Source organism: Bradyrhizobium neotropicale (assembly GCF_001641695.1).
Classification (GTDB): Bacteria; Pseudomonadota; Alphaproteobacteria; order Rhizobiales; family Xanthobacteraceae; genus Bradyrhizobium; species Bradyrhizobium neotropicale.
The window spans coordinates 129,301-148,217 of record NZ_LSEF01000025.1; the positions used below are offsets into that span (position 1 = coordinate 129,301).

At 57.6% G+C, this 18,917-nt stretch carries 15 protein-coding genes; 9 read left to right on the forward strand and 6 right to left on the reverse strand.

The annotated features are described in order from the left end of the window. Positions 1 to 104 precede the first annotated feature (104 nt). Both AXW67_RS04540 and rfbC read right to left on the reverse strand, forming a co-directional pair. A complete protein-coding gene (locus AXW67_RS04540) occupies positions 105 to 1,460 on the reverse strand; it encodes an NAD(P)H-dependent oxidoreductase (RefSeq protein WP_063676869.1) in 1,356 nt (451 codons plus the stop codon). Next, positions 1,457 to 2,035, reverse strand: a complete 579-nt coding sequence (gene rfbC / locus AXW67_RS04545) for a dTDP-4-dehydrorhamnose 3,5-epimerase (RefSeq protein WP_063676870.1) — start codon at positions 2,033 to 2,035, stop codon at positions 1,457 to 1,459. The genes AXW67_RS04540 and rfbC overlap by 4 nt, the downstream gene beginning before the upstream one ends. Positions 2,036 to 2,404: 369 nt before the next feature. On the opposite strand from rfbC, the gene AXW67_RS04550 reads away from it, so the two are divergent. The 3 genes from AXW67_RS04550 (at position 2,405) to AXW67_RS04560 (ending at position 6,056) form a co-directional block, all read left to right on the forward strand. Beyond that, positions 2,405 to 3,202, forward strand: a complete 798-nt coding sequence (locus AXW67_RS04550; protein ID WP_027557031.1) for a glucose-1-phosphate cytidylyltransferase — start codon at positions 2,405 to 2,407, stop codon at positions 3,200 to 3,202. A gap of 279 nt (positions 3,203 to 3,481) precedes the next feature. Beyond that, positions 3,482 to 4,768, forward strand: coding sequence for a polysaccharide pyruvyl transferase family protein (locus tag AXW67_RS04555; protein ID WP_063676871.1), 1,287 nt, complete (start codon positions 3,482 to 3,484; stop codon positions 4,766 to 4,768). A gap of 172 nt (positions 4,769 to 4,940) precedes the next feature. Beyond that, complete coding sequence (locus tag AXW67_RS04560) at positions 4,941 to 6,056, forward strand: glycosyltransferase family protein (protein ID WP_063676872.1); 1,116 nt, start codon at positions 4,941 to 4,943, stop codon at positions 6,054 to 6,056. Here the strand turns inward: AXW67_RS04560 and AXW67_RS04565 are convergent. Beyond that, positions 6,045 to 6,485, reverse strand: a complete 441-nt coding sequence (locus AXW67_RS04565; protein ID WP_063676873.1) for a cupin domain-containing protein — start codon at positions 6,483 to 6,485, stop codon at positions 6,045 to 6,047. The genes AXW67_RS04560 and AXW67_RS04565 overlap by 12 nt on opposite strands. A 545-nt stretch (positions 6,486 to 7,030) precedes the next feature. Between AXW67_RS04565 and AXW67_RS04570 the strand changes: the two genes are divergently transcribed. The 4 genes from AXW67_RS04570 to AXW67_RS04585 all read left to right on the forward strand — a co-directional run bounded on the left by AXW67_RS04570 (position 7,031) and on the right by AXW67_RS04585 (position 14,062). Further along, positions 7,031 to 10,672, forward strand: a complete 3,642-nt coding sequence (locus AXW67_RS04570; protein ID WP_082907762.1) for an alpha/beta hydrolase-fold protein — start codon at positions 7,031 to 7,033, stop codon at positions 10,670 to 10,672. 195 nt (positions 10,673 to 10,867) lie between these two features. Further along, the gene (locus AXW67_RS41585; protein ID WP_145927413.1) at positions 10,868 to 11,227 is read left to right on the forward strand and encodes a hypothetical protein; all 360 of its coding nucleotides are present in this window, start codon (positions 10,868 to 10,870) and stop codon (positions 11,225 to 11,227) included. Further along, positions 11,224 to 12,852: a tyrosine-protein kinase domain-containing protein gene (locus AXW67_RS04580; RefSeq protein WP_161491222.1), complete on the forward strand. Its 1,629-nt coding sequence runs from the start codon at positions 11,224 to 11,226 to the stop codon at positions 12,850 to 12,852. Before AXW67_RS41585 ends, AXW67_RS04580 begins: the two co-directional genes overlap by 4 nt. Then, positions 12,830 to 14,062 carry a polysaccharide biosynthesis/export family protein gene (locus AXW67_RS04585; RefSeq protein WP_082907764.1) on the forward strand — a complete coding sequence of 411 codons (1,233 nt, stop codon included), beginning with the start codon at positions 12,830 to 12,832 and terminating at the stop codon, positions 14,060 to 14,062. The genes AXW67_RS04580 and AXW67_RS04585 overlap by 23 nt, the downstream gene beginning before the upstream one ends. 158 nt (positions 14,063 to 14,220) lie before the next feature. On the opposite strand, the gene AXW67_RS04590 is transcribed toward AXW67_RS04585, so the two are convergent. Next, positions 14,221 to 14,553: an H-NS histone family protein gene (locus tag AXW67_RS04590; protein ID WP_063676974.1), complete on the reverse strand. Its 333-nt coding sequence runs from the start codon at positions 14,551 to 14,553 to the stop codon at positions 14,221 to 14,223. Positions 14,554 to 15,164: 611 nt separating this feature from the next. Here AXW67_RS04590 and AXW67_RS40165 point away from each other — a divergent pair. Next, entirely contained in the window at positions 15,165 to 15,548 is a 384-nt protein-coding gene (locus tag AXW67_RS40165; protein ID WP_027557039.1) for an H-NS histone family protein, read from the forward strand. 22 nt (positions 15,549 to 15,570) lie between these two features. On the opposite strand, the gene AXW67_RS04600 is transcribed toward AXW67_RS40165, so the two are convergent. Both AXW67_RS04600 and AXW67_RS04605 read right to left on the reverse strand, forming a co-directional pair. Then, on the reverse strand, positions 15,571 to 15,807 hold the full coding sequence (locus tag AXW67_RS04600; RefSeq protein ID WP_145927414.1) for a hypothetical protein: 237 nt from the start codon (positions 15,805 to 15,807) through the stop codon (positions 15,571 to 15,573). 169 nt (positions 15,808 to 15,976) lie between these two features. Then, a complete protein-coding gene (locus tag AXW67_RS04605; protein WP_063676880.1) occupies positions 15,977 to 17,473 on the reverse strand; it encodes an undecaprenyl-phosphate glucose phosphotransferase in 1,497 nt (498 codons plus the stop codon). Between the two features lie 329 nt (positions 17,474 to 17,802). On the opposite strand from AXW67_RS04605, the gene AXW67_RS04610 reads away from it, so the two are divergent. Further along, positions 17,803 to 18,855 (forward strand): UDP-glucuronic acid decarboxylase family protein, encoded by a 1,053-nt coding sequence (locus tag AXW67_RS04610; protein WP_082907765.1) that lies wholly within the window; start codon positions 17,803 to 17,805, stop codon positions 18,853 to 18,855. Positions 18,856 to 18,917: the final 62 nt, after the last annotated feature.

Below are 18,917 nucleotides of genomic sequence, written 5' to 3' on the forward strand. Positions count from 1 at the left end.
GCTTTCAGCCAGTCGGCGTCGTCTTGGGTGGCGCGATCGGGGCCCTGGCGCTCTTTTGTTTGCCATGACTGGAGGCCCTTCCTGCATTTCCGGATCGCGTTGGCTCAAATGGGGGAGAGTTGCGTGTCCTTCTCCGATCCGAGCGGCGCTTGCGTGAATTGCGAGCGCGAAGGAGTCGTCTCCAATGGCCAGCGCTGGTTCTGCTCCCGCCAAAGCTTCTCCGCCAACCGGCCGCGCGGTGACTCGACATCGTTGAAGGAAATGACCGCATCCTTCGCGATGTCCCGCCGCAGCATGCAGCCTTCGGACAAGCCGATCGGCAACGCGTCGACGGCTCTGGCCGCCGCGCGATTGTCGATCAAGCCATAGGAGCAGAAGCCACCGACGCCATCCAGACGCTCGCCGGCCTTGAGGTCGCGCTTGGCGATGGTGAGCACCTCGCAGACCGGCCCCGCGAGCGGCGCCACCGTCGGATCCTGATGAACCACCGCGCGGCCGATCGTGGAAAGAAGTTGCACGTGCGGCAGGTGAAAAGGCGTGTAGAAAAGGTAGAACGGACCGTCGCCCAGCTTGTAGTAGCTCAATTGCGCTTGCTTGAGCGGCGCGTCCTCGTGAACAATGACCCAGGCTCCGGTCCCTGGCATCGCCCCTACTGAATAATCCACGATACCGGTCTTGAGCATCTCTTCGGCCGGCAGCAGTTTCGTCAGCTCCCTCACATATGAGCAGGACGGGCCGTGCATGCCGCGGCGGCCAACGTGGAAACCGGTCGCGTTCGCCAGGACCGTAGTTTCCATCGACAGCTTGGTCGAATCGGCGAAGGAGGTGACCTTGTGCACATCCTGGCCGTACTTCGCGGCAAACTCACGCTGGGTCTCCGGGGTCCGGTAGTGATCCACCATCCCCTTGATGTTGCCAGCGGCCACAGGACGAAAACCGAGGGAACGCAGGTAACGCAGGAGCGTCATGGCGACACCCGGCTCGTCGCCGTCCGTGTGCGTCACCACCACTCCCGCACTGTCCGCCCGCGCCTTGAGGATCGGTCCCAACAACGAGTCCAGTTCTGCGTTGACCAGGACGACATGCTTGCCGTGCTCGAAGGCCGCCAGAACCACGCCCGCCGCAGCCTCGATCGTTCCCGTCGCTTCGACCAGGATGTCGATCGCCGGGCAAGTCGTGAGCGCCGAGGGATCATCCGTCAACACCGGAATGCCTGACTTGATCGAGGCTTCCGCCGCCCGCGCCGACGTGACCCGGCGCCATTCCTGAAAGCCGGCTTCGCGGAAAGCCCTTTCGCCATGCTCGAGGGTTCGGTTTGCGATGGCCACCAGACGCATGCCGGGCGCCGGCGTTCCCAGTTGCAGAGCAATGGCCCGGCCGGTCACACCGGCTCCCACCAGTCCTATGCGGATTGGGTTGCCGGTGGACTCGCGTTGCAGCAGAGCGACGTCGACGTTCATAGGAACCTCTCTTTCGTAGGGTTGTTCTGCCCCGGCGTGTTGCCCTGCCCCTGCATCAAGGGCCAGTTGCGGTCCTGCTCCGAAATCGCCGAAACCGGCAGCGGCCACTGAATGCCGAAGGCCGGATCATCGAATCGTGCGCCCCGGCACGATTCCGGCGCGTAGAACGCCGAGGTCAGGTACAGCGCCTCGGAATTATCTTCGATGCTCTGAAATCCATGCGCACATTGCTCGGGAACGTAAAGCATGCGCCCGTTTTCCGCGGTCAGCTCCACGCCGCACCATTGCCCGAACGAAGCCGAGTCCGGTCGGAGGTCGACGGCCACGTCAAAGATCGCGCCCCTTGTGCAGCGCACCAGCTTCGCTTCGAGCGTAGGCGCAATCTGCAGATGCAGTCCGCGGACCGTGCCCTTGCACGGGTTGAATTGCATGTTGGCCTGGACCGGCAGGAAGTGAATTCCATGTTCTTCGAATTCCCGCCCGCACCAGGCGCGCATGAAGCGGCCGCGTTCATCGTGACGCGGATCGGGATCGATGATCCAGGCACCTGCTACTTGGGTCCTTGTGAAATGCATCGCGGCCCCTGCCCCAAAATGCGCACACAGCGCGCTGGCCTAAAATAATACCGTAACTTTTAATTCGCCTGCAATTAAACCGACCATTATCACTATTTAATGCCACGACAAAGCAGAATATTGATTATACCTGCGATTTAGAATATAAAAACAAGGCGAGATAAAAAATCGCGCGCTAAGCCATTGCAACTACGCGACAAATTGCCCATGCCAGGAAAGTGCGATCTGATTTAATGTGTTGTCGGCGCCCCATCGCCGAAATTAACTTTTTAATCCTGCCATGGAATTTGAGGAGCAATATGGTCGGGCAGATCCCCGCGGTGGCCGGCTGAAGGATGGTGAAGCTCCAGATTTGAGAGGCGAAGAGCCATGAAGGTTGTTTTATTCTGTGGAGGACTTGGTACGCGGATACGCGAGTATTCCGAGGCGATTCCAAAGCCGATGATACCGATCGGCCAACAGCCCATCCTCTGGCACGTCATGCAATACTACAGCCGATACGCGCATCGGGACTTTGTTCTGTGCCTTGGCTACAAGGCCAACGTCGTAAAGGACTACTTCCTCAACAACAGGCAGGCCGCAAACAGCGACTGTACGGTCTCGCATTTCGGCAAGAAGATCGAATTGCTCGGCGAAGCTCCTCCGGATTGGAGTGTCTCGCTCGTGGACACGGGAATATGGCGCAACATCGGTCAGCGCCTGCTGGCGGTCCGCCATCTCGTGCAGGACGAGGAAATATTCCTCGCCAATTACAGCGACGGTCTGACCGACGCTCCGCTGCCGGAAATGATTGATCACTTCAAGAGAAGCGGCAAAATCGCCTGCTTCATAGCCGTGCACCCGCCGATCACCTTCCATCTGGCCGACATCGACGAGAATGGCCTCGTGCGCGGAATGAGTGCGAGCCAGGACTCCGGGATATGGATCAATGGCGGGTATTTCATTCTTCGAAAGGAGATATTCGACTACATTGAGGAAGGGGACGAATTGGTCGTGCAGCCCTTCAAGCGCCTCATGGAGCGTGGCCAGCTTATGGCGTACCGCTACGAGGGATTCTGGCGCGCCATGGACACCCTCAGGGACAGGCAGGTCCTCGAGGAGATGATTGAACGTGGCGATACGCCATGGCAACCGAACCAGAATGTTGCGGCCGCGATCAGCGCATGACGGCGCTCCAACTCGCCGGACGTGGAGATTGGCCGTCGGGACCATGCTTTGGAACGCACCTGGATGACATGAATGCCAGGTCGAGCGGCCCCGACCGCGCACCACCGCGTCAACTCCAGGCATTCGAGCCAAGGCAGCGCACGACGTCAAACTTCTCGAGCGCAGCAGACAGTAACAATGCATGTGCCTCTACTTCACCACTCCAAACCTTTGTCTTTTCCAGCCACCAGAACGGATGATCGTTCCACGCATCATTCGTTGAACTAAGAACAGGATCGCATGTCCCGTGCGGTTAGAAGGATCGGGCTTCTTCACCATGTCGGCGGGGGCAACCTCGGCGACGAGGCCACCGTGGAGACGGTCGCGCGCAACATAAGGCAGCGATGGCCAAAAGCCGAAATAGTCGCGCTTTCAATGAATCCCGACGATACGGAAGCCCGGCACGGGGTCAAATCCTACCCCTTGCGGCGGATGCGTTGGAGCATCGGTTATCGGCCGGCGGGACCCGAGTCAGCCTTCAAGAAGAAACTGAAGGTGCTGGCGCGGAAATGTAAGGCCTCCTACCCGCTTGCCATGGCTCGTCTACCGAGCGAGGCGCTCCGCGAACTGTCTTTCCTGATGTCCTCACGCCACAAGGTGAAATCTCTCGACCTCTTGATTATCTGCGGGGGAGGACAGCTCACCGGCAGGGATGGCCCGTGGGGTTTTCCCTACACGCTCTTCAAGTGGATCGCACTGGCGAGATCTGCGGGAGTAAGATGCATCTTTTTGAACGTCGGGGCTGGACCATTGACCACCCCCCTGAGCAAATTCTTCGCAAGGCGAGCTCTGCATGGTGCGGACTACGTCTCTTTCCGCGATAACAAGTCTCAGGCTCTCGTTCGTGAGATAGGGTTTACGGGCAAGAGCTGGGTGTTTCCGGACAAGGTCTACAGCCTGGAATTCGCCGCAATAAATACGGCTCCTCCGGACAAGGGGTCTCGGCGGACCGTCGGTCTTGCGCCGATGCCCTATCCTGATCATGGCGGCGCACCGACGGAAAACGATCAGATTCTCTATAACGAATTCATTGGGAAGCTTGCGAGCTTCGGGTCCTGGCTTGCTTCTCAATCGTATGCGCTGGAGTTCTTTGGAACCGACATAGGCGTCGACCCGAAGGCGATCGACGATCTTCAGAAGACTCTGCAGTTTCAACAAGCGCTTTGTCCATCACGTAACGGGACACGCCGTCCCGTCCAATCGGTGCACGATCTATTGGCAACGATGTCACGCGTGGACTACGTTGTGACCTGCCGCTTTCATGGCGTGGTGTTTGCGCATCTGCTCAACAAGCCTGTTCTTGCAATTGCGCATCACCCGAAAGTTGCCGAACTGATGTCTGATCTGGAATTGTCGAGCTACTGCGTTGATATACGGAACTTTGATCCTGATTTATTGGCAGAACGGTTTGCATCGATGGTTGTTCGGACGGAAGAGATCAAAGCGCGGATGGCCGCGAGCCTGACCACAAATAGGCAGTTGTTGAGACGACAATTTGATGAATTATTCGGCCTCGAGGTTTCGTAGGCGTGGCAAGTGGATGGGTGTGACGTGAGAGAAGCTCTTGGCGCAGGATCGAAGTGGAGGCGCCGTCCCTCCGCGCCAAATCTGTTCCCGCGATTTCAGCCGAAGATTTCGCACTCCGGCCCTCGGTTTCGATTTCCCGCAATTGGATTGGTAAACGACGAGTCTGGCAGTCATGGACATCAAGGTGGATAAACCGCGCGTACTGCTCTTTTCACTTAGAAATATTTACGGGAGGGCTCACTTCAGGTGCCCTCACTTCGAGTTCGAAGACATCATCTGCGAGATCGATTCTGTCGACCTGCTGGCACCAAAGGTCGATTCTTCCAGTCTGCGCGCTGACTTTGCCACGCGACTGGCTTTCCACGCGCCCATCGCACTGAACCCAGGCATTCCACGAGTATCAGTGAAGAAGCACTATGATCTTCTTTTTACCGTCTGCGGACATCCGCAGGATCTGATAATGTTCAATGCCATCAAGAATGTAAAAGACAGCTGCGCGATATCCGTCTGCTTGCTGGACGAATTCTGGGTCAAGGAGATACCGCAACGTCGTCACTTCTTGCCGATGCTGGCCCAGTTTGATGTGGTCATGCTGTACTACAGTCAAACAGTGAAGCCCCTCAGCGAGGCCATTGGTCGACGATGCGCGTTTTTGCCGCCTGGTGTGGACGCCATTTCGTTTTGTCCTTACCCAAATCCTCCGAAGAGAGTTTTGGATGTTCTAAGTGTTGGCCGAAGATCGGAGATAACGCACCAGAAGCTCCTCAGTCTGGTCAACGAAGAGGGTCTATTCTATCTCCATGACAGCTTGGCCGGCATTCAGACTCTCAACTCAAGGGAACACAGAACACTTCTCGCGAATTGCGCCAAGAGGAGCCGGTACTACATTGTCAATCCGGGGTTGATCGACCGACCGGACAAACGAGGCGATCAAATCGAGGTTGGTAACAGGTACTTTGAAGGCGCAGCATCCGGAGCCATTATGGTAGGAGAGCCGCCAAACAATGAAGCTTTCAAAGAAATGTTTGACTGGCCTGAAGCTGTCACTCCCGTCACTCGGCTGCCGTTCAATTCACCCGATATAGATTTCGTCATGAAGGAGCTGGATCAAAATCCGGAACGTCAGGAGAAGATACGGCGAACGGGGATATTGGAAGCGTTGAAACGGCACGATTGGGTGTATCGGTGGGAAAAGATACTCGAAACGGTTGGTCTTCAGCCCACGCAGGAAATGCAGCAAAGGAAGGACCGCCTTGGTAAGCTCGCCGAAATCGTGTCACAGCAGTAGACTGACGCGATGCCGAAGACGACGAAGATAGCGTTTCAGCCTATCTCCTACTATTCGGTGGAAACGGGCTTCACCTACTACGTTCGGATTCTTCCTGGTCATCCGCTCATTGCCTTCGAACCAGCGCGGGTGTGACACCAACAATATCTTCATGCGTCCGGAATACGAATACTCGACACCCGGTGGCACCTCAACGACGAGGCCCGGCGATACGTCAAAGTTCTGATTGTCGATCGCAAATACTCCCGAGCCTTCAATGATGTAGTAGATGCGAGTAAGAGCCTGGCTGATCATGAAGGTGTCATGTCCGGTGCGGACATCGAGGAGGTGAACAGCAAAATCTGGATCCTTGAGGGGCCGAAACTCATATCCCGCCATGCCCTCTTGAGCAAAAGCCGGCGATGAAGACATCTCGAATACGTATGACATGTCATTTTCTCACAGATCAAACCAATAGACTGGCCGAGCCTCAGCCCCGAGACCGTCTTCATAGTTCCGTTGTATCATTCGGGAAATCTGCTGGCTCGATAGAGAGCTGGGCGGATCGCGCGCAACGAGTGCCGCGGCAATAATCATCGCGCAGCACCTCGCCATCTCGTCTCACTGCATCATATTTTCGCTCCTCCCCAGGTCCCGCGCTTTTTCCGAGGATGCTCATCCACCCGCGCCGTACTCTCTGCACTTTTCGATCGTCGCGCTTGCTCGCGGATTACTGGCCTTTTGTGGGTTCAGCCTTTTGAATCTGCGTCAACCCCGCTTCGATTTCGTACCGTCGTTGTCACAGTCGGCGAGCCTCAACACGATGAAGTATGCGGCATAATAGCATTTAAATAAACCTATTTAAATTTTAAATCTTATATATAATATGAGGCTCGTGCTGTTGGGTCCAAAAAAAAATACGGCCTCGGCAGACTCGCCGGAGCATCGTTTATCGTTTCCGGCGTGGCATTTCTCCGAGATTTGAGAGTTAATCGATGAGGACCACGGTTAAGTCATCTGGATCCACTCGCCTCGTCCATGATGGAGACTTCTTTTTTCTCTATTCAACCGGCGGCATGGTCGTTGAGCTGATGTATGGCGGAGCGCCGGGTCTAGCCGGTCAATTCGGCACAATCGCGCCGATAGGGGCCGAGCAGACGGCGAGCGGGTACGAAGTTACCTGGAAAGTGCCGGGCGACGATACGTATTCGGGATGGCTCATCAACAATAGCGCAGCGAACGCCGCGTTGCAGTCGATGGAGATCGGCTTCCGGCCGGATCTTAACGGCGACGGCACGATTGGCCCTGCTACCCCTTCTTCACCTCCTCCCGCATCCAACCCCGTCGTGGTCGAGAGCTTCGGATCGACCAGCCTCACGCAAATCGATACTCGTTTTTATCTTTATGGCAGCGACGGCACGGGCCCATCGCTGAAATACCATGGCGCCGACTATTTGGCCGGTCAATTCGGCCAGATAGCGCCGATTGCGGCCGAGCACACGGCGACCGGATACGAGGTCGCATGGAAGGTGTCGGGCGCTGATCAGTATTCGGTCTGGGCAACCGACAACAACGGCAATTATGTTTCGAACATTCTCAACAGGGTGTCCGGGACGAACACCGCGCTGCAATCGATCGAGACCAGCTTTCATCAGGACCTCAATGGCGACGGCACAATTGGCTCGCCTTCTTCACCTCCTCCAGCATCTGACACGATAGTCATCGAGAGCTTCGGATCGACGAGCCTGACCAAGGTTGGCACTCTTTTTTATCTATACGATAGCGGCGGCACCGGCCCATCGCTCAAATATCAGGGCGCGGACTACGTCAGCGGTCAATTTGGCTCGATCACGCCGATTGCCGCAGAGAAGACGGCGAGTGGCTACGAGGTCGCATGGAAGCAGCCAGGCGTCGATCAGTATTCGGTGTGGGTCACGGACAACAACGGCAACTATATCGCGAATATTCTTCGCAACGTGTCGGGAGCGAGCACCGCGCTGCAGTCGATCGAGGCCAGCTTCCATCAGGATCTCAATGGTGACGGCACGATCAGTTCGCCCAGCCAAAATTCATCACCGCAGTTCGTTTATGAAGGCGTCGACGCCGACGGCGCGCAGCTCTACTCGGTGACATGGTCGACTGCGGGCTTGCAACCGTTCGCCGTTCGCGTGCTGGCTCCTGACCATCCGACGACAAATGTAGCACACAGCTTTCTCTATGCACTTCCCGTCGAGGCCGGACTCGCTCAGTCAACTTGGGGTGATGGTCTGGAGCAGCTCCAGCAACTCGACGTGCAAGATCGATATAACGCAACGATCATCGAACCGATCTTCCCTATCGCGCCGTGGTATGCAGACAGCGCCACCGATCCGACCATCAACTACGAGACATTCATGGCGACGCTATTGCCCGCGTGGGTCGATAGCAACTTTGCCACCACCGGCACCGAGGACAACCTGCTGATTGGCTTCTCGAAGTCTGGCTACGGTGCTCTTGATCTGCTTTTCAAGCATCCCGATGTGTTCGATGCCGCTGCCGCATGGGATTTCCCCGCGGATATGGCGAATTACACCGATTTTGGGGCGGACGAGAATTACGGTACCGATGCAAATTTTCAAGCCAACTATCGGTTGACCGACGCTTTCATCGACACATGGAAGGCGCCATTCACCACGGAGAATCGAATCTGGATTTCCGGATATGGCCTGTTTGGATCCGATCTCTCGGACTTCGATGCTCTCCTCACATCGGATGGCGTCTTGCATACGCTTGGCACGCAGACGTTCGATGCCCATAACTGGTTCAGTGGCTGGCTGTCCCGCGCTGTAGCGGGGCTTTATGGATTCGACGGCGGGAATGCCGGCGATCCGCCTCCGCCGACCACGACTATCGTCGAGAGCTTCGGAGCGACGAGTTTAACGAAAGTTGGCACGCATTTCTATCTCTACGACAGTGCCGGCACCGGCCCATCGCTCAAATATCAGGGCGCGGACTATGTCGACGGTCAGTTTGGCTCGATAACACCGATCGGCGCCGAGCAAACGGCGAACGGATACGAGGTTGCCTGGAAGCTGCCGGGTGCAGATCAGTATTCCGTGTGGCTCACCGACAGCAATGGAAACTACCTCTCGAACGCCCTGACCAGCGTATCGGGAGCCAGCGGCGTGCTGCAATCGATCGAGACCAGCTTCCACCAGGATCTCAACGGCGACGGGACGATTGGCCCTCCTGCGCCGTCCGGCCCCATCGTGGTCGAGAGCTTCGGATCGACCAGCCTGACCGAGCTTGGCACGCACTTCTATCTCTACGACAGTGCCGGCACTGGCCCATCGCTCAAATATCAGGGCGCCGACTATGTCGACGGTCAATTCGGTTCGATAACGCCGATCGGCGCCGAGCAGACGGCGAACGGATACGAGGTCGCCTGGAAGCTGCCGGGCGCCGATCAGTATTCGGTGTGGCTCACCGACAGCAATGGCAACTACCTCTCGAACGCCCTGACCAGCGTATCGGGAGCCAGCGGCGTGCTGCAGTCGATCGAGACCAGTTTCCACCAGGATCTCAACGGCGACGGGACGATTGGCCCTTCTGCGCCGTCCGCCCCCACCGTGGTCGAGAGCTTCGGATCGACCAGCCTGACCGAGCTTGGCACGCACTTCTATCTCTACGACAGTGCCGGCACTGGCCCATCGCTCAAATATCAGGGCGCCGACTATGTCGACGGTCAATTCGGTTCGATAACGCCGATCGGCGCCGAGCAGACGGCCAGCGGATACGAGGTCGCCTGGAAGCTGCCGGGTGCAGATCAGTATTCCGTGTGGCTCACCGACAGCAATGGCAACTACCTCTCGAACGCCCTGACCAGTGTGTCGGGAGCCAGCGGCGTGCTGCAATCGATCGAGACCAGCTTCCACCAGGATCTCAACGGTGACGGGACGATTGGCCCTGCGCCCTCCGGCCCCACCGTGGTCGAGAGCTTCGGATCGACCAGCCTGACCGAGGTTGGCACGCACTTCTATCTCTACGACAGTGCCGGCACTGGCCCATCGCTCAAATATCAGGGCGCCGACTATGTCGACGGTCAATTCGGTTCGATAACGCCGATCGGCGCCGAGCAGACGGCGAGCGGATACGAGGTCGCCTGGAAGCTGCCGGGTGCAGATCAGTATTCCGTGTGGCTCACCGACAGCAATGGCAACTACCTTTCGAATGTGCTGACCAGCGTGTCGGGAGCAAGCGCTGCGCTGCAATCGATCGAGACCAGCTTCCATCAGGATCTCAACGGTGACGGTTACCAGGGCATCGTGCTGGATGGAAGCTCAGGCGGTCAGACGCTCGCCGCTGGTAGCAGTCCGACGACGCTAATCGGCGGCCCTAACGATATCCTCAGTGGGGGCGGCAGCGCCGACACGTTCGTGTTCCGGCCGAACTTCGGTGCAAACACCGTGAACAATTTCACGCCAGGAACGGACGTACTCCAATTCGATCATTCGATATTTTCCGATGCCAATGCAGCTCTGAGCGTCGCCCAGCAGGTGGGATCAGACGTGGTCATTGCGCATGACGGGTCAAACCTGGTGACCCTTCACGACGTGCAATTGGCTGCCCTGCCCGCATCGGACTTTCATATCGTCTGAGTTTGCGCTCGACGTGTTCGTCGGCGGCACGCACCTTCTTGCCCTGCCGCGCGGGCTGCTGCATCCGACCGCGCCCTGCAACCTCGGCTGAAACGGTACTCAAGCACTCAATATTTAATCCTCACTTTTCGGTTGCGAAATTAAATCTTTTAATATTTAATTGGAGCGGCTCTGAACTGGCGAATTTGGGCGAATATGACCGCGCTCGTTCCTTGGGCGAGCGTCATTATTTTGCGAATCGCACCAACAACATTCACGGTGCAACGAGTGTTATTCGGCAATCTGGAAGTTTCATTCTCTCAGCAGGCGGGCCGCGGACGAATGGCGCGCCAGAATCCATATTTCGGGTTCGGCTGCATTCTTGGGCGCGAAGGGCCGGTCTGGCGGGCCCGCGCTATCCCGACAGCAACAAAGGCCTTCGTGGTTTTGCTTGAAGCAAAAATTGGAGGTTGTGCAGGCGACAGTGCCGGAACTGATGAGACCTTCCCCAAGACAAAATGCGTCGGGGCCTTTGCCGCAAATATGGACGCGCCCATGGACCCGGGAGAATCATGATGCTCGACGCGACAAATAGCAGGCTTTCCGTCATCGACCAGGAAAATCAGCAGCCCCCTTGGCGAGACGGGACCGGCTTGAGGACGTTGATCGAGAAACTTCGCTATCACCGGCGGATGATGATGGTTCTGACGCTGGTCGGCGCCACCGTCGGATGGGTGGCTAGCCTCGCATACATTACCGTCAGAGTCCCCGCGTTCTCTGCTTCATCGGACATATTGATTTCGAACACGACGCTGCAGTTGTCTGGCACGGACGCGGTCGTGACCCAGATCCTGGTCGAGAATTCGCTCATCCAGAGCGCGATCGAAGTGTTGAGATCCGGGAGAGTGCTTGGCCGCGTGGTCGACAAGGTCGGATGGGATGAGATCGAGCAAAAATTGCCGAGATCATCATATGCCTTGCCCTGGAGCGACTTTTTTCGCGAGCCGGAGTCCTCGGACACCAGCAGGAGACAGTCGGCGATAGCGTTGTTGCGGTCCAACATGACCGTCGTACGTGTGGGCACAAGCCAAATTGTCTCGCTCGGCGCGAGAGCGTTGACCGCAGTGGACGCGGCGACGCTCGCGAATGAGATTGGTGGAGCATTCGTTCAGGAACTGTACGATGCGAACGCCGTCATCACCACGAACGCTGCCTTGCGGGAGCGGATCAAGGTGCTCGGTCCGACGGCCCGGATCATTAGCGAGGCCGTTCCGCCGAAGTGGAAGGATCCACCCAGGGCTGCAGTCGCCATGCTGCTCGGCATCTTGCTCGGCGGCGCCGTGGGCGCGGGAAGCGGCCTCGCCTTTACCATGCTGGATCGGCGCTTGCGCGCTGCAGAGCAGCTCGCCGCCCTGACTTCGGTCGAATGTTTCGGATACGTGCCCCTGGTCGACCCGCAATCTTCGTTGCCGTCGGAGCCCGACTACAACTTTGACCTGGAATCCATATTGAGGCGGTCCGTACTGCGCCGCGTGCGCTCGGCGGTGCTCGAACGGTCGACAAGGGTTCCTCGCATAGTCGGCGTGACGTCCTGCAGCGCCGCCGAGGGGAAGACGACGCTTGCCGCCAACCTGGCCCGGTTCATTGCCCGTGAAGGCTCGCGCGTGCTTTTGATCGATGCATGTCGCCCCGATGCGGCGCGCGGTCTGGGACAAAGCGACGTACCAGGTCTTCAGGAGTTGCTGCGGGAAACGGCCGCCCTGGACGACGTCATCGTGGACAACATTTGTCTCAACCTCGATTTTCTGCCGAGTGGAAAAGCTCTTGGCGATCTCGACCTGCTGTGGGGCAATCTCGTTCATGCCGTCAACGACGGGCGCGAGCGCGGTTATGAATGGGTCATTCTCGATCTGCCCGAACTTGCAACAGCGATCGATGTGCGCGCCGCAGGTCAGGTCTTCGACGACCTCCTGATCGTGGTGGAATGGGGCCGCACCTCGGAGGGACAGCTCCAGCAAGGGCTCCGCGCGCTGGGATCCTTGCGGGACAGAATCGTCGGTACGGTCATCAACAAGGCGCCATGGACTTCGATCGATTCCGAGACGGCAAGCCTGGCTCAGGCCGACGGCCGGCTTGCGACGAGCATCGATCCGAAATCGTGGACGGCGAGGTACATCTATGATCACGAAAAGATTCAGTGATATTGCGATGGCCTTGAGCCTCGCGCTGATCTTTACCACGCCGCCGGCGTCGGTCCTGGCCGGCGATTACAAGCTCGGAGTATCCGATCGGGTCAAGATCAAGGTGCAGGAATGGCCGGATCTCGCCGGCGAGTACACGGTCAATCCCGACGGTGTCGTTTCGTTGCCCCTGATCGGGAACATCAATGTGGCCGGCCGCAATCTCAACGATCTGGCGCGCGAGATCTCCGACCGCTTGCAGCAACGTTCCGAGGGCGCACAGCGGACTTTCGCTGCGGTCGAAATCTCTCAGTACCGCCCTTTCGCAATCCTGGGAGACGTTCAAAAGCCCGGTCAATATCCGTATCGGCCTGGTCTTACGGTGGTCGAGGCGATCAGCGTCGCGGGCGGGTATTATCGACCTGAGTTGGGGGTCCTCCGGCTTGGCGCGAGCAGCGACTTCACCAGCCAATCAGCCAAGCTGAACCGGCTGATCGCCCGCGAGGCGCGGCTGATCGCGGCGATCGATGGACGCGAGGATATTCCCCTGCCGCGGGAATTTGCGAAGAAGAACGATCCCGAGATCGCAGCGATCATGAAAAGTGAGCAAGCCGCGCTAGCGCTGGAAACCGAGATGAAGCGCATTGAACAGGCGGGATTGGAGACGATCAAGTCGCTGTATCAAAACGAGATAGGCTCGCTTGGCGGACAGGTGGAGGCTCTCGCACAGGAGAAGGAAAGTATTGGGACACAGCTCAACCAGCTGCGTGCGATGGCTGCAAAAGGCCTTGCGCTTTCCCCGACAATGTTTGCCCTCGAGCGATCGTTTGCCCAAGTCTCGAATGAGCAGATGAGCGCGGAAACGGCCATTGTGAAAGCCAAAGAGAACATCTCGTTGGCCGAACAGCGCGTCAGCGACCTTCAGCAACAGAGACGCCGCATCGCAACGACGGAGCTGGAGAAGGCAAGAGACGACATTGTCGACGCGCGCGCAAAAATCATGGCGGCAACGCAGGTGCTCGGGATAGTTCAGGCCGGTGCGCCCGGCGATGCGCGTGAGCGTTCATCACAGAACGCCCAGCGGGCCAGCTTCACTATCCTTCGAAAAGAGGGTGAGGCAATGCGGGAGATCGTGGCGGACGAAGTGACGCTTGTGGCCCCGGACGATGTCATCAAGGTCGTTCCGAATAACCTCGTCAACCTCTCGCAGGCGGTCCCACCGGAACGCTAGGCCGCGGCGACCGCTCCCATGAATCGGAGAGGTCTTTTCCGCTCCGATTGAATCGGAACGGAGGCTAAACGTTCTCTGGCATTACAGCTGCATTTGTCGGGAGGTGAGCGCTGCGAACACCGGCCTTGTGTCTCCGCCGCCAGAAATTCAGTGGCAGGTCAGATCCGAAACTCTTCGATTTTGCGTCCCGACTTCTTCGCGGCAACCAACCAGCGGGGAAGCTTGCCGCGGCCGGACCAGGTTTCGGAGGTCTGCGGGTTGCGATATTTCGGCAGCACCCGTGGATACTTGCGACGCCGTTTCGCGTCGCTCGGCTGGGCCTCGCCCGGTTGAACGATGGCGCCCATTCCGCGGTCAAGGACGGCCAGGCGCTTCTCCAACTCATGCTTTTCCGCCTTGATCCGGGCCGCCAGGATCGCACTGATCTTCTCGTGGAGCGACCAGAGGTCGTCTAACGACATAGACTCGAGCTCGAGCTTTTTCTTCGACAACATTCCGACGCCCTGTAGAATCAATTCGGGTTTCAATATTGCCGCACCCGCGAATAATCAAGAGGGTACCAGATTGTTACCAACAAGAACAAAAATAGTGATTTAAGTCGGCGACTCGAACCGCAACTTCAACGAGCCGCCGGAGGCAAACTCTCCAACTTCGGGTGCAATTGCACGTAACCGATGCGTGATCGACGCCCCGCGGTTCCCGGCTCGGCCGGCCTCCGCAACACATGAACGGCCGCAACTGGCGGCGAATGCCCCGCTGGAGCTCGATCTGCGCCATGAGAGAGGGCTGCGCGGCCGATGGAACAGCAAACGACACACATATTCACAAAAGCCGACCAGGCTAAAAGCAATTTAAATCCACGAGCGCAACAAAAATCCAATTATAATAAGCAACCGCTTGATCTAACCGGTATTTCTACTTCACAAAATTTAACCCGACAAAAGTCAAAAATTCAAAAATAATCGTTCCATTAATACAAATAAATTATATAATTTAATCTTCGAATGTTTAATTAGTAAGCGGTGTTTATCCCGCTTTCACCCGACGCACGCCTGGCATTGAGGCAGCCCCGACCATAATCGCAACCTGAATAGTGACGAGAATGCATAAATTGGATCTGGACGCCATGGATCTTGATGAACTCTGGCGCCTGCATGAGCAGCTCACGCACATTCTCTCGGAAAAAATTAGTGCAGAGAAGCTCGAACTTGAAAAGCGTCTCGCACAGCTCAACAGGGCCGAGCCGATCGGCGAGACCAAGGGTCCCTCCCCCGAGAAGCAGACCGACCGGCCTCCACGACGCAGATATCCAAAAGTTCTGCCGAAATACAGCAACCCGGCGGCTCCGGAGGAAACCTGGTCCGGCCGCGGAAAACAACCCCGCTGGGTCGTCGCGGCGCTCCAATCTGGGCACCGGCTTGAAGAGTTCCGGATATCCGATCCCGATCAGCCGCCCACGGATGAGAGCGACCGCGGCCAATACTGAATCGCGCCGCCCGTGGTGGGGATCAGATCAAAGCCAGTTGAGGCTCGCGGGTACGCCGGAGATCCTTGGCAAGGCTACTGCGAATGCCCGAAATCTCGCCAAGGAGAACGTCACAGAGCTCGATTCGCGTGGTGAGCACATTCGCCGTCGCGGACGCGTCTGTCAGTGCATGAAGCTGGACCTGGGTCTGCCTGATGATGCTCAGGGCATCGCTAACCGGACAGCTAGACGACGCCGCCAAATGACTGATCTTTGTCATGAAAGCCTCCCTAATCTGTTCCTTAGATAGCTTTCGATCGCTCGCTGCGCCCCTCGTCGAGGCGAGGCGCGCGCCTCGGCTCGTCGCTTTGCTCATTGCGATGCACTGAGTTTCCCGAGTTGCGCGCGGGCGATTCACCGAACGGCGGGAAGAAGATGCTGCAGGCGCATTAATAGGCATTCCAGTACACCTTTCTGGAAAACAAGGTCATGACAATAATTTTGAGATCGAGCAGGAGTGACCAGTTGTCGATGTAATGCAGATCATGCTCCAGACGGCGCTGCATCTTCTCGAGGGTATCGGTGCCGCCGCGATACCCATTGACCTGAGCCCAGCCCGTAATGCCAGGCTTGACGTTGTGACGACGGTAAAATGACGAGATCAGTTCCGCGAAGGCTTCGTTTTGCGCAGTTGGATGGGGACGAGGCCCGACCAGCGACATGTCGCCGGCCAGGACGTTGAACAACTGCGGAAGCTCATCGATATTGGTTTGGCGCAAGAACCGTCCCAGACGGGTCACACGAGAATCGTGTCTGGTGACGGGTCTGAAGTTGTCACCCTCCTCCATCACGGTCATCGATCGGAATTTCAGCACACGAATGGGCTCGTTGTTGTAGCCGTGCCGCGTCTGGCGAAAGAACACCGGCCCACGGGAATCGAGCTTGATGGCGAGCGGAGCGATGATGAAGACGGGGCTAGCCAGAATGAGGCCTGCGATTGCAGCGGCGACGTCGAACACTCGCTTGATCGCTCGGTTGAATGGAGTGAGGGGGGACTGGAAGATCCGCATGGTCACCATGTTGCCGAACTGGGTGATCCGCGAGACGGCCATGAGATCGATAGACCCGACGGGGACGACGTGAACGTCGACCGGCAGGTCTGATAGGGCGCTGGCGAGCACCAGTGCAGATGGAACATCCGGCTCCGAACTCAAAATGACGATGTCATCAGCTCGGAGAGGCCGGCACTCCGTAACCAGTTGGCGGGCATCAGGCAGCGCTCGGGCCGCGTCGGGACGCGCCGGCCCCGAATGGTCTGCGCGAACCATCGGAAAGTTGAAGGAGTGGATCGTCCGTATTCCGGCGACGATTGCTCGCGCGGAAAAATGCAGGCAGTGCTCCGGATCTCCGACAAGAATAACGCGCCTGGCGTCGATCAGCCCTGACGCAATGGCACGCTGCAGTAACGAGAACCATATTGTCCGCGTGCAGAGAACTGCGATCATGACGCTCACGCCTTGGACGATGACGGTAGCGCGCGAGTAGTCTGCCGAGATTTTCAGAACGAATATCGTCGAGATGAAGAAGGAGAATACGAGCAAGACAGCACTGGCGCCGCTCCACAGGAACACGTGGCGGGGCTGAGCCTGAATCCGCGAATATTGCCGGAGTCCTATTGATACCAGCAAGTGAAACGTGGAAATCAGAAGAGCTTCCGGAATGTACTGGGCGGGGTTCGGCCAATGCAGCAGGACCAGCCGATAATAGAGCACTGCTGCGAAATAAGCCGCAAAGGCTACGAGCAGGAATTCGGTGCCTGCTGCAAGCATCAATAGAGCAGCCAACTTGCCCCAACCAGCGCCTGCTGCGACTACCGTGCGGCCATCAACCGAATGTGCCGAAAGCTGCGTAGAGCCCGGCAGATTGGTGAATGACGCATAACTCATAGCAACCTATCCGGGAGCTTCGTCTTCCTGGCCCAAGCAGTAGCATTCGGGTCACCGGGTGGAAATTGGCAATAAATGGGTACTGAGAGGTAACCCCAATGGTTGGTTGAGCTGCGGCCGTGCGTGTTTAAACTGCCGGGAAGTATCGAAATGGCGAAGCGGCCCAGCGTCAATGAGGACTGGGCGGTGGCCCTCGCCTGTCTGGACCTTCGTCCGACGGTAGCGTCGTCGACGCGGCTGCCTCCGCGGATGAACTTGAAGGAGGAAGGTGAGTGGCGACGCTGCTGACACAATGCAGCGTCGGCCTATTATTTCGAACGGAGAATAACATGCGACGTAATTATGATAGTTGTAAACGTGTTTTGGTCACCGGAGGAGCCGGCTTCCTGGGCTCCCATTTAATCGATCGACTGCTCTCCGACGGCCATGAGGTTGTCTGCGTAGACAATCTCTTCACCGGAACCAAACACAACATCGAGCATTTGCACGCACACCCGCGCTTCGAATTTTTGCGCCACGACATCACCTTTCCCCTGCACGTCGAGGTCGATGAGATCTACAACTTGGCCTGCCCCGCGTCGCCGATCCAATACCAGCACGATCCGGTGCAGACCACGAAGACATCGGTGCATGGCGCGATAAATATGTTGGGCCTCGCCAAGCGGCTGAAATGTCGAATTCTGCAGGCTTCGACGAGCGAAGTTTATGGCGATCCAGCGGTTCATCCTCAAACCGAAGATTATTGGGGCCATGTGAATACCATCGGCCCTCGATCTTGCTATGATGAGGGAAAGCGTTGCGCCGAGACCTTGTTCTTCGATTATCACCGACAGTGCGGCGTCGAAATCAAGGTTGCTCGCATCTTCAACACATACGGCCCGCGGATGCATCGGGCTGACGGTCGAGTGGTTTCGAATTTCATCATTCAGGCACTCAACGGCGAGCCGATCACGCTCTATGGCGAGGGCAATCAGACTCGTTCGTTCTGCTACGTGGACGACTTGATTGATGGTCTCGTCCGCCTGATGGAGAGCCGCGCTTCGTTCACCGGACCGGTCAACATTGGAAACGATGGAGAATTCAGCATTCGAGAGCTCGCGGAGCTGGTGCTCGCTGAAACCGGCTCCTCGTCAAAGCTCGTCCATCTACCCTTGCCCCGCGACGATCCAAGGCAACGCCGACCCGATATATCCCTCGCCAAGGCCGAATTGGGCTGGCAACCGACTATAAGGCTGCAAGACGGATTGAAGCCGACCGTTGCATATTTCCGCCGCGACCAGGCGCATCGATCGTACAAGCTTGAGGAGCAATATCCGATCGTCGTCGACGAGCGGGATCAATTGATCAATTCCGTCGCGCACAACATCCTCGCGGCTGAATGATCGTTCCACAGCTTAGGGGTTCGGCCGTTCGCGACATCGACCGCCCCCCGGCCAGCGCCACG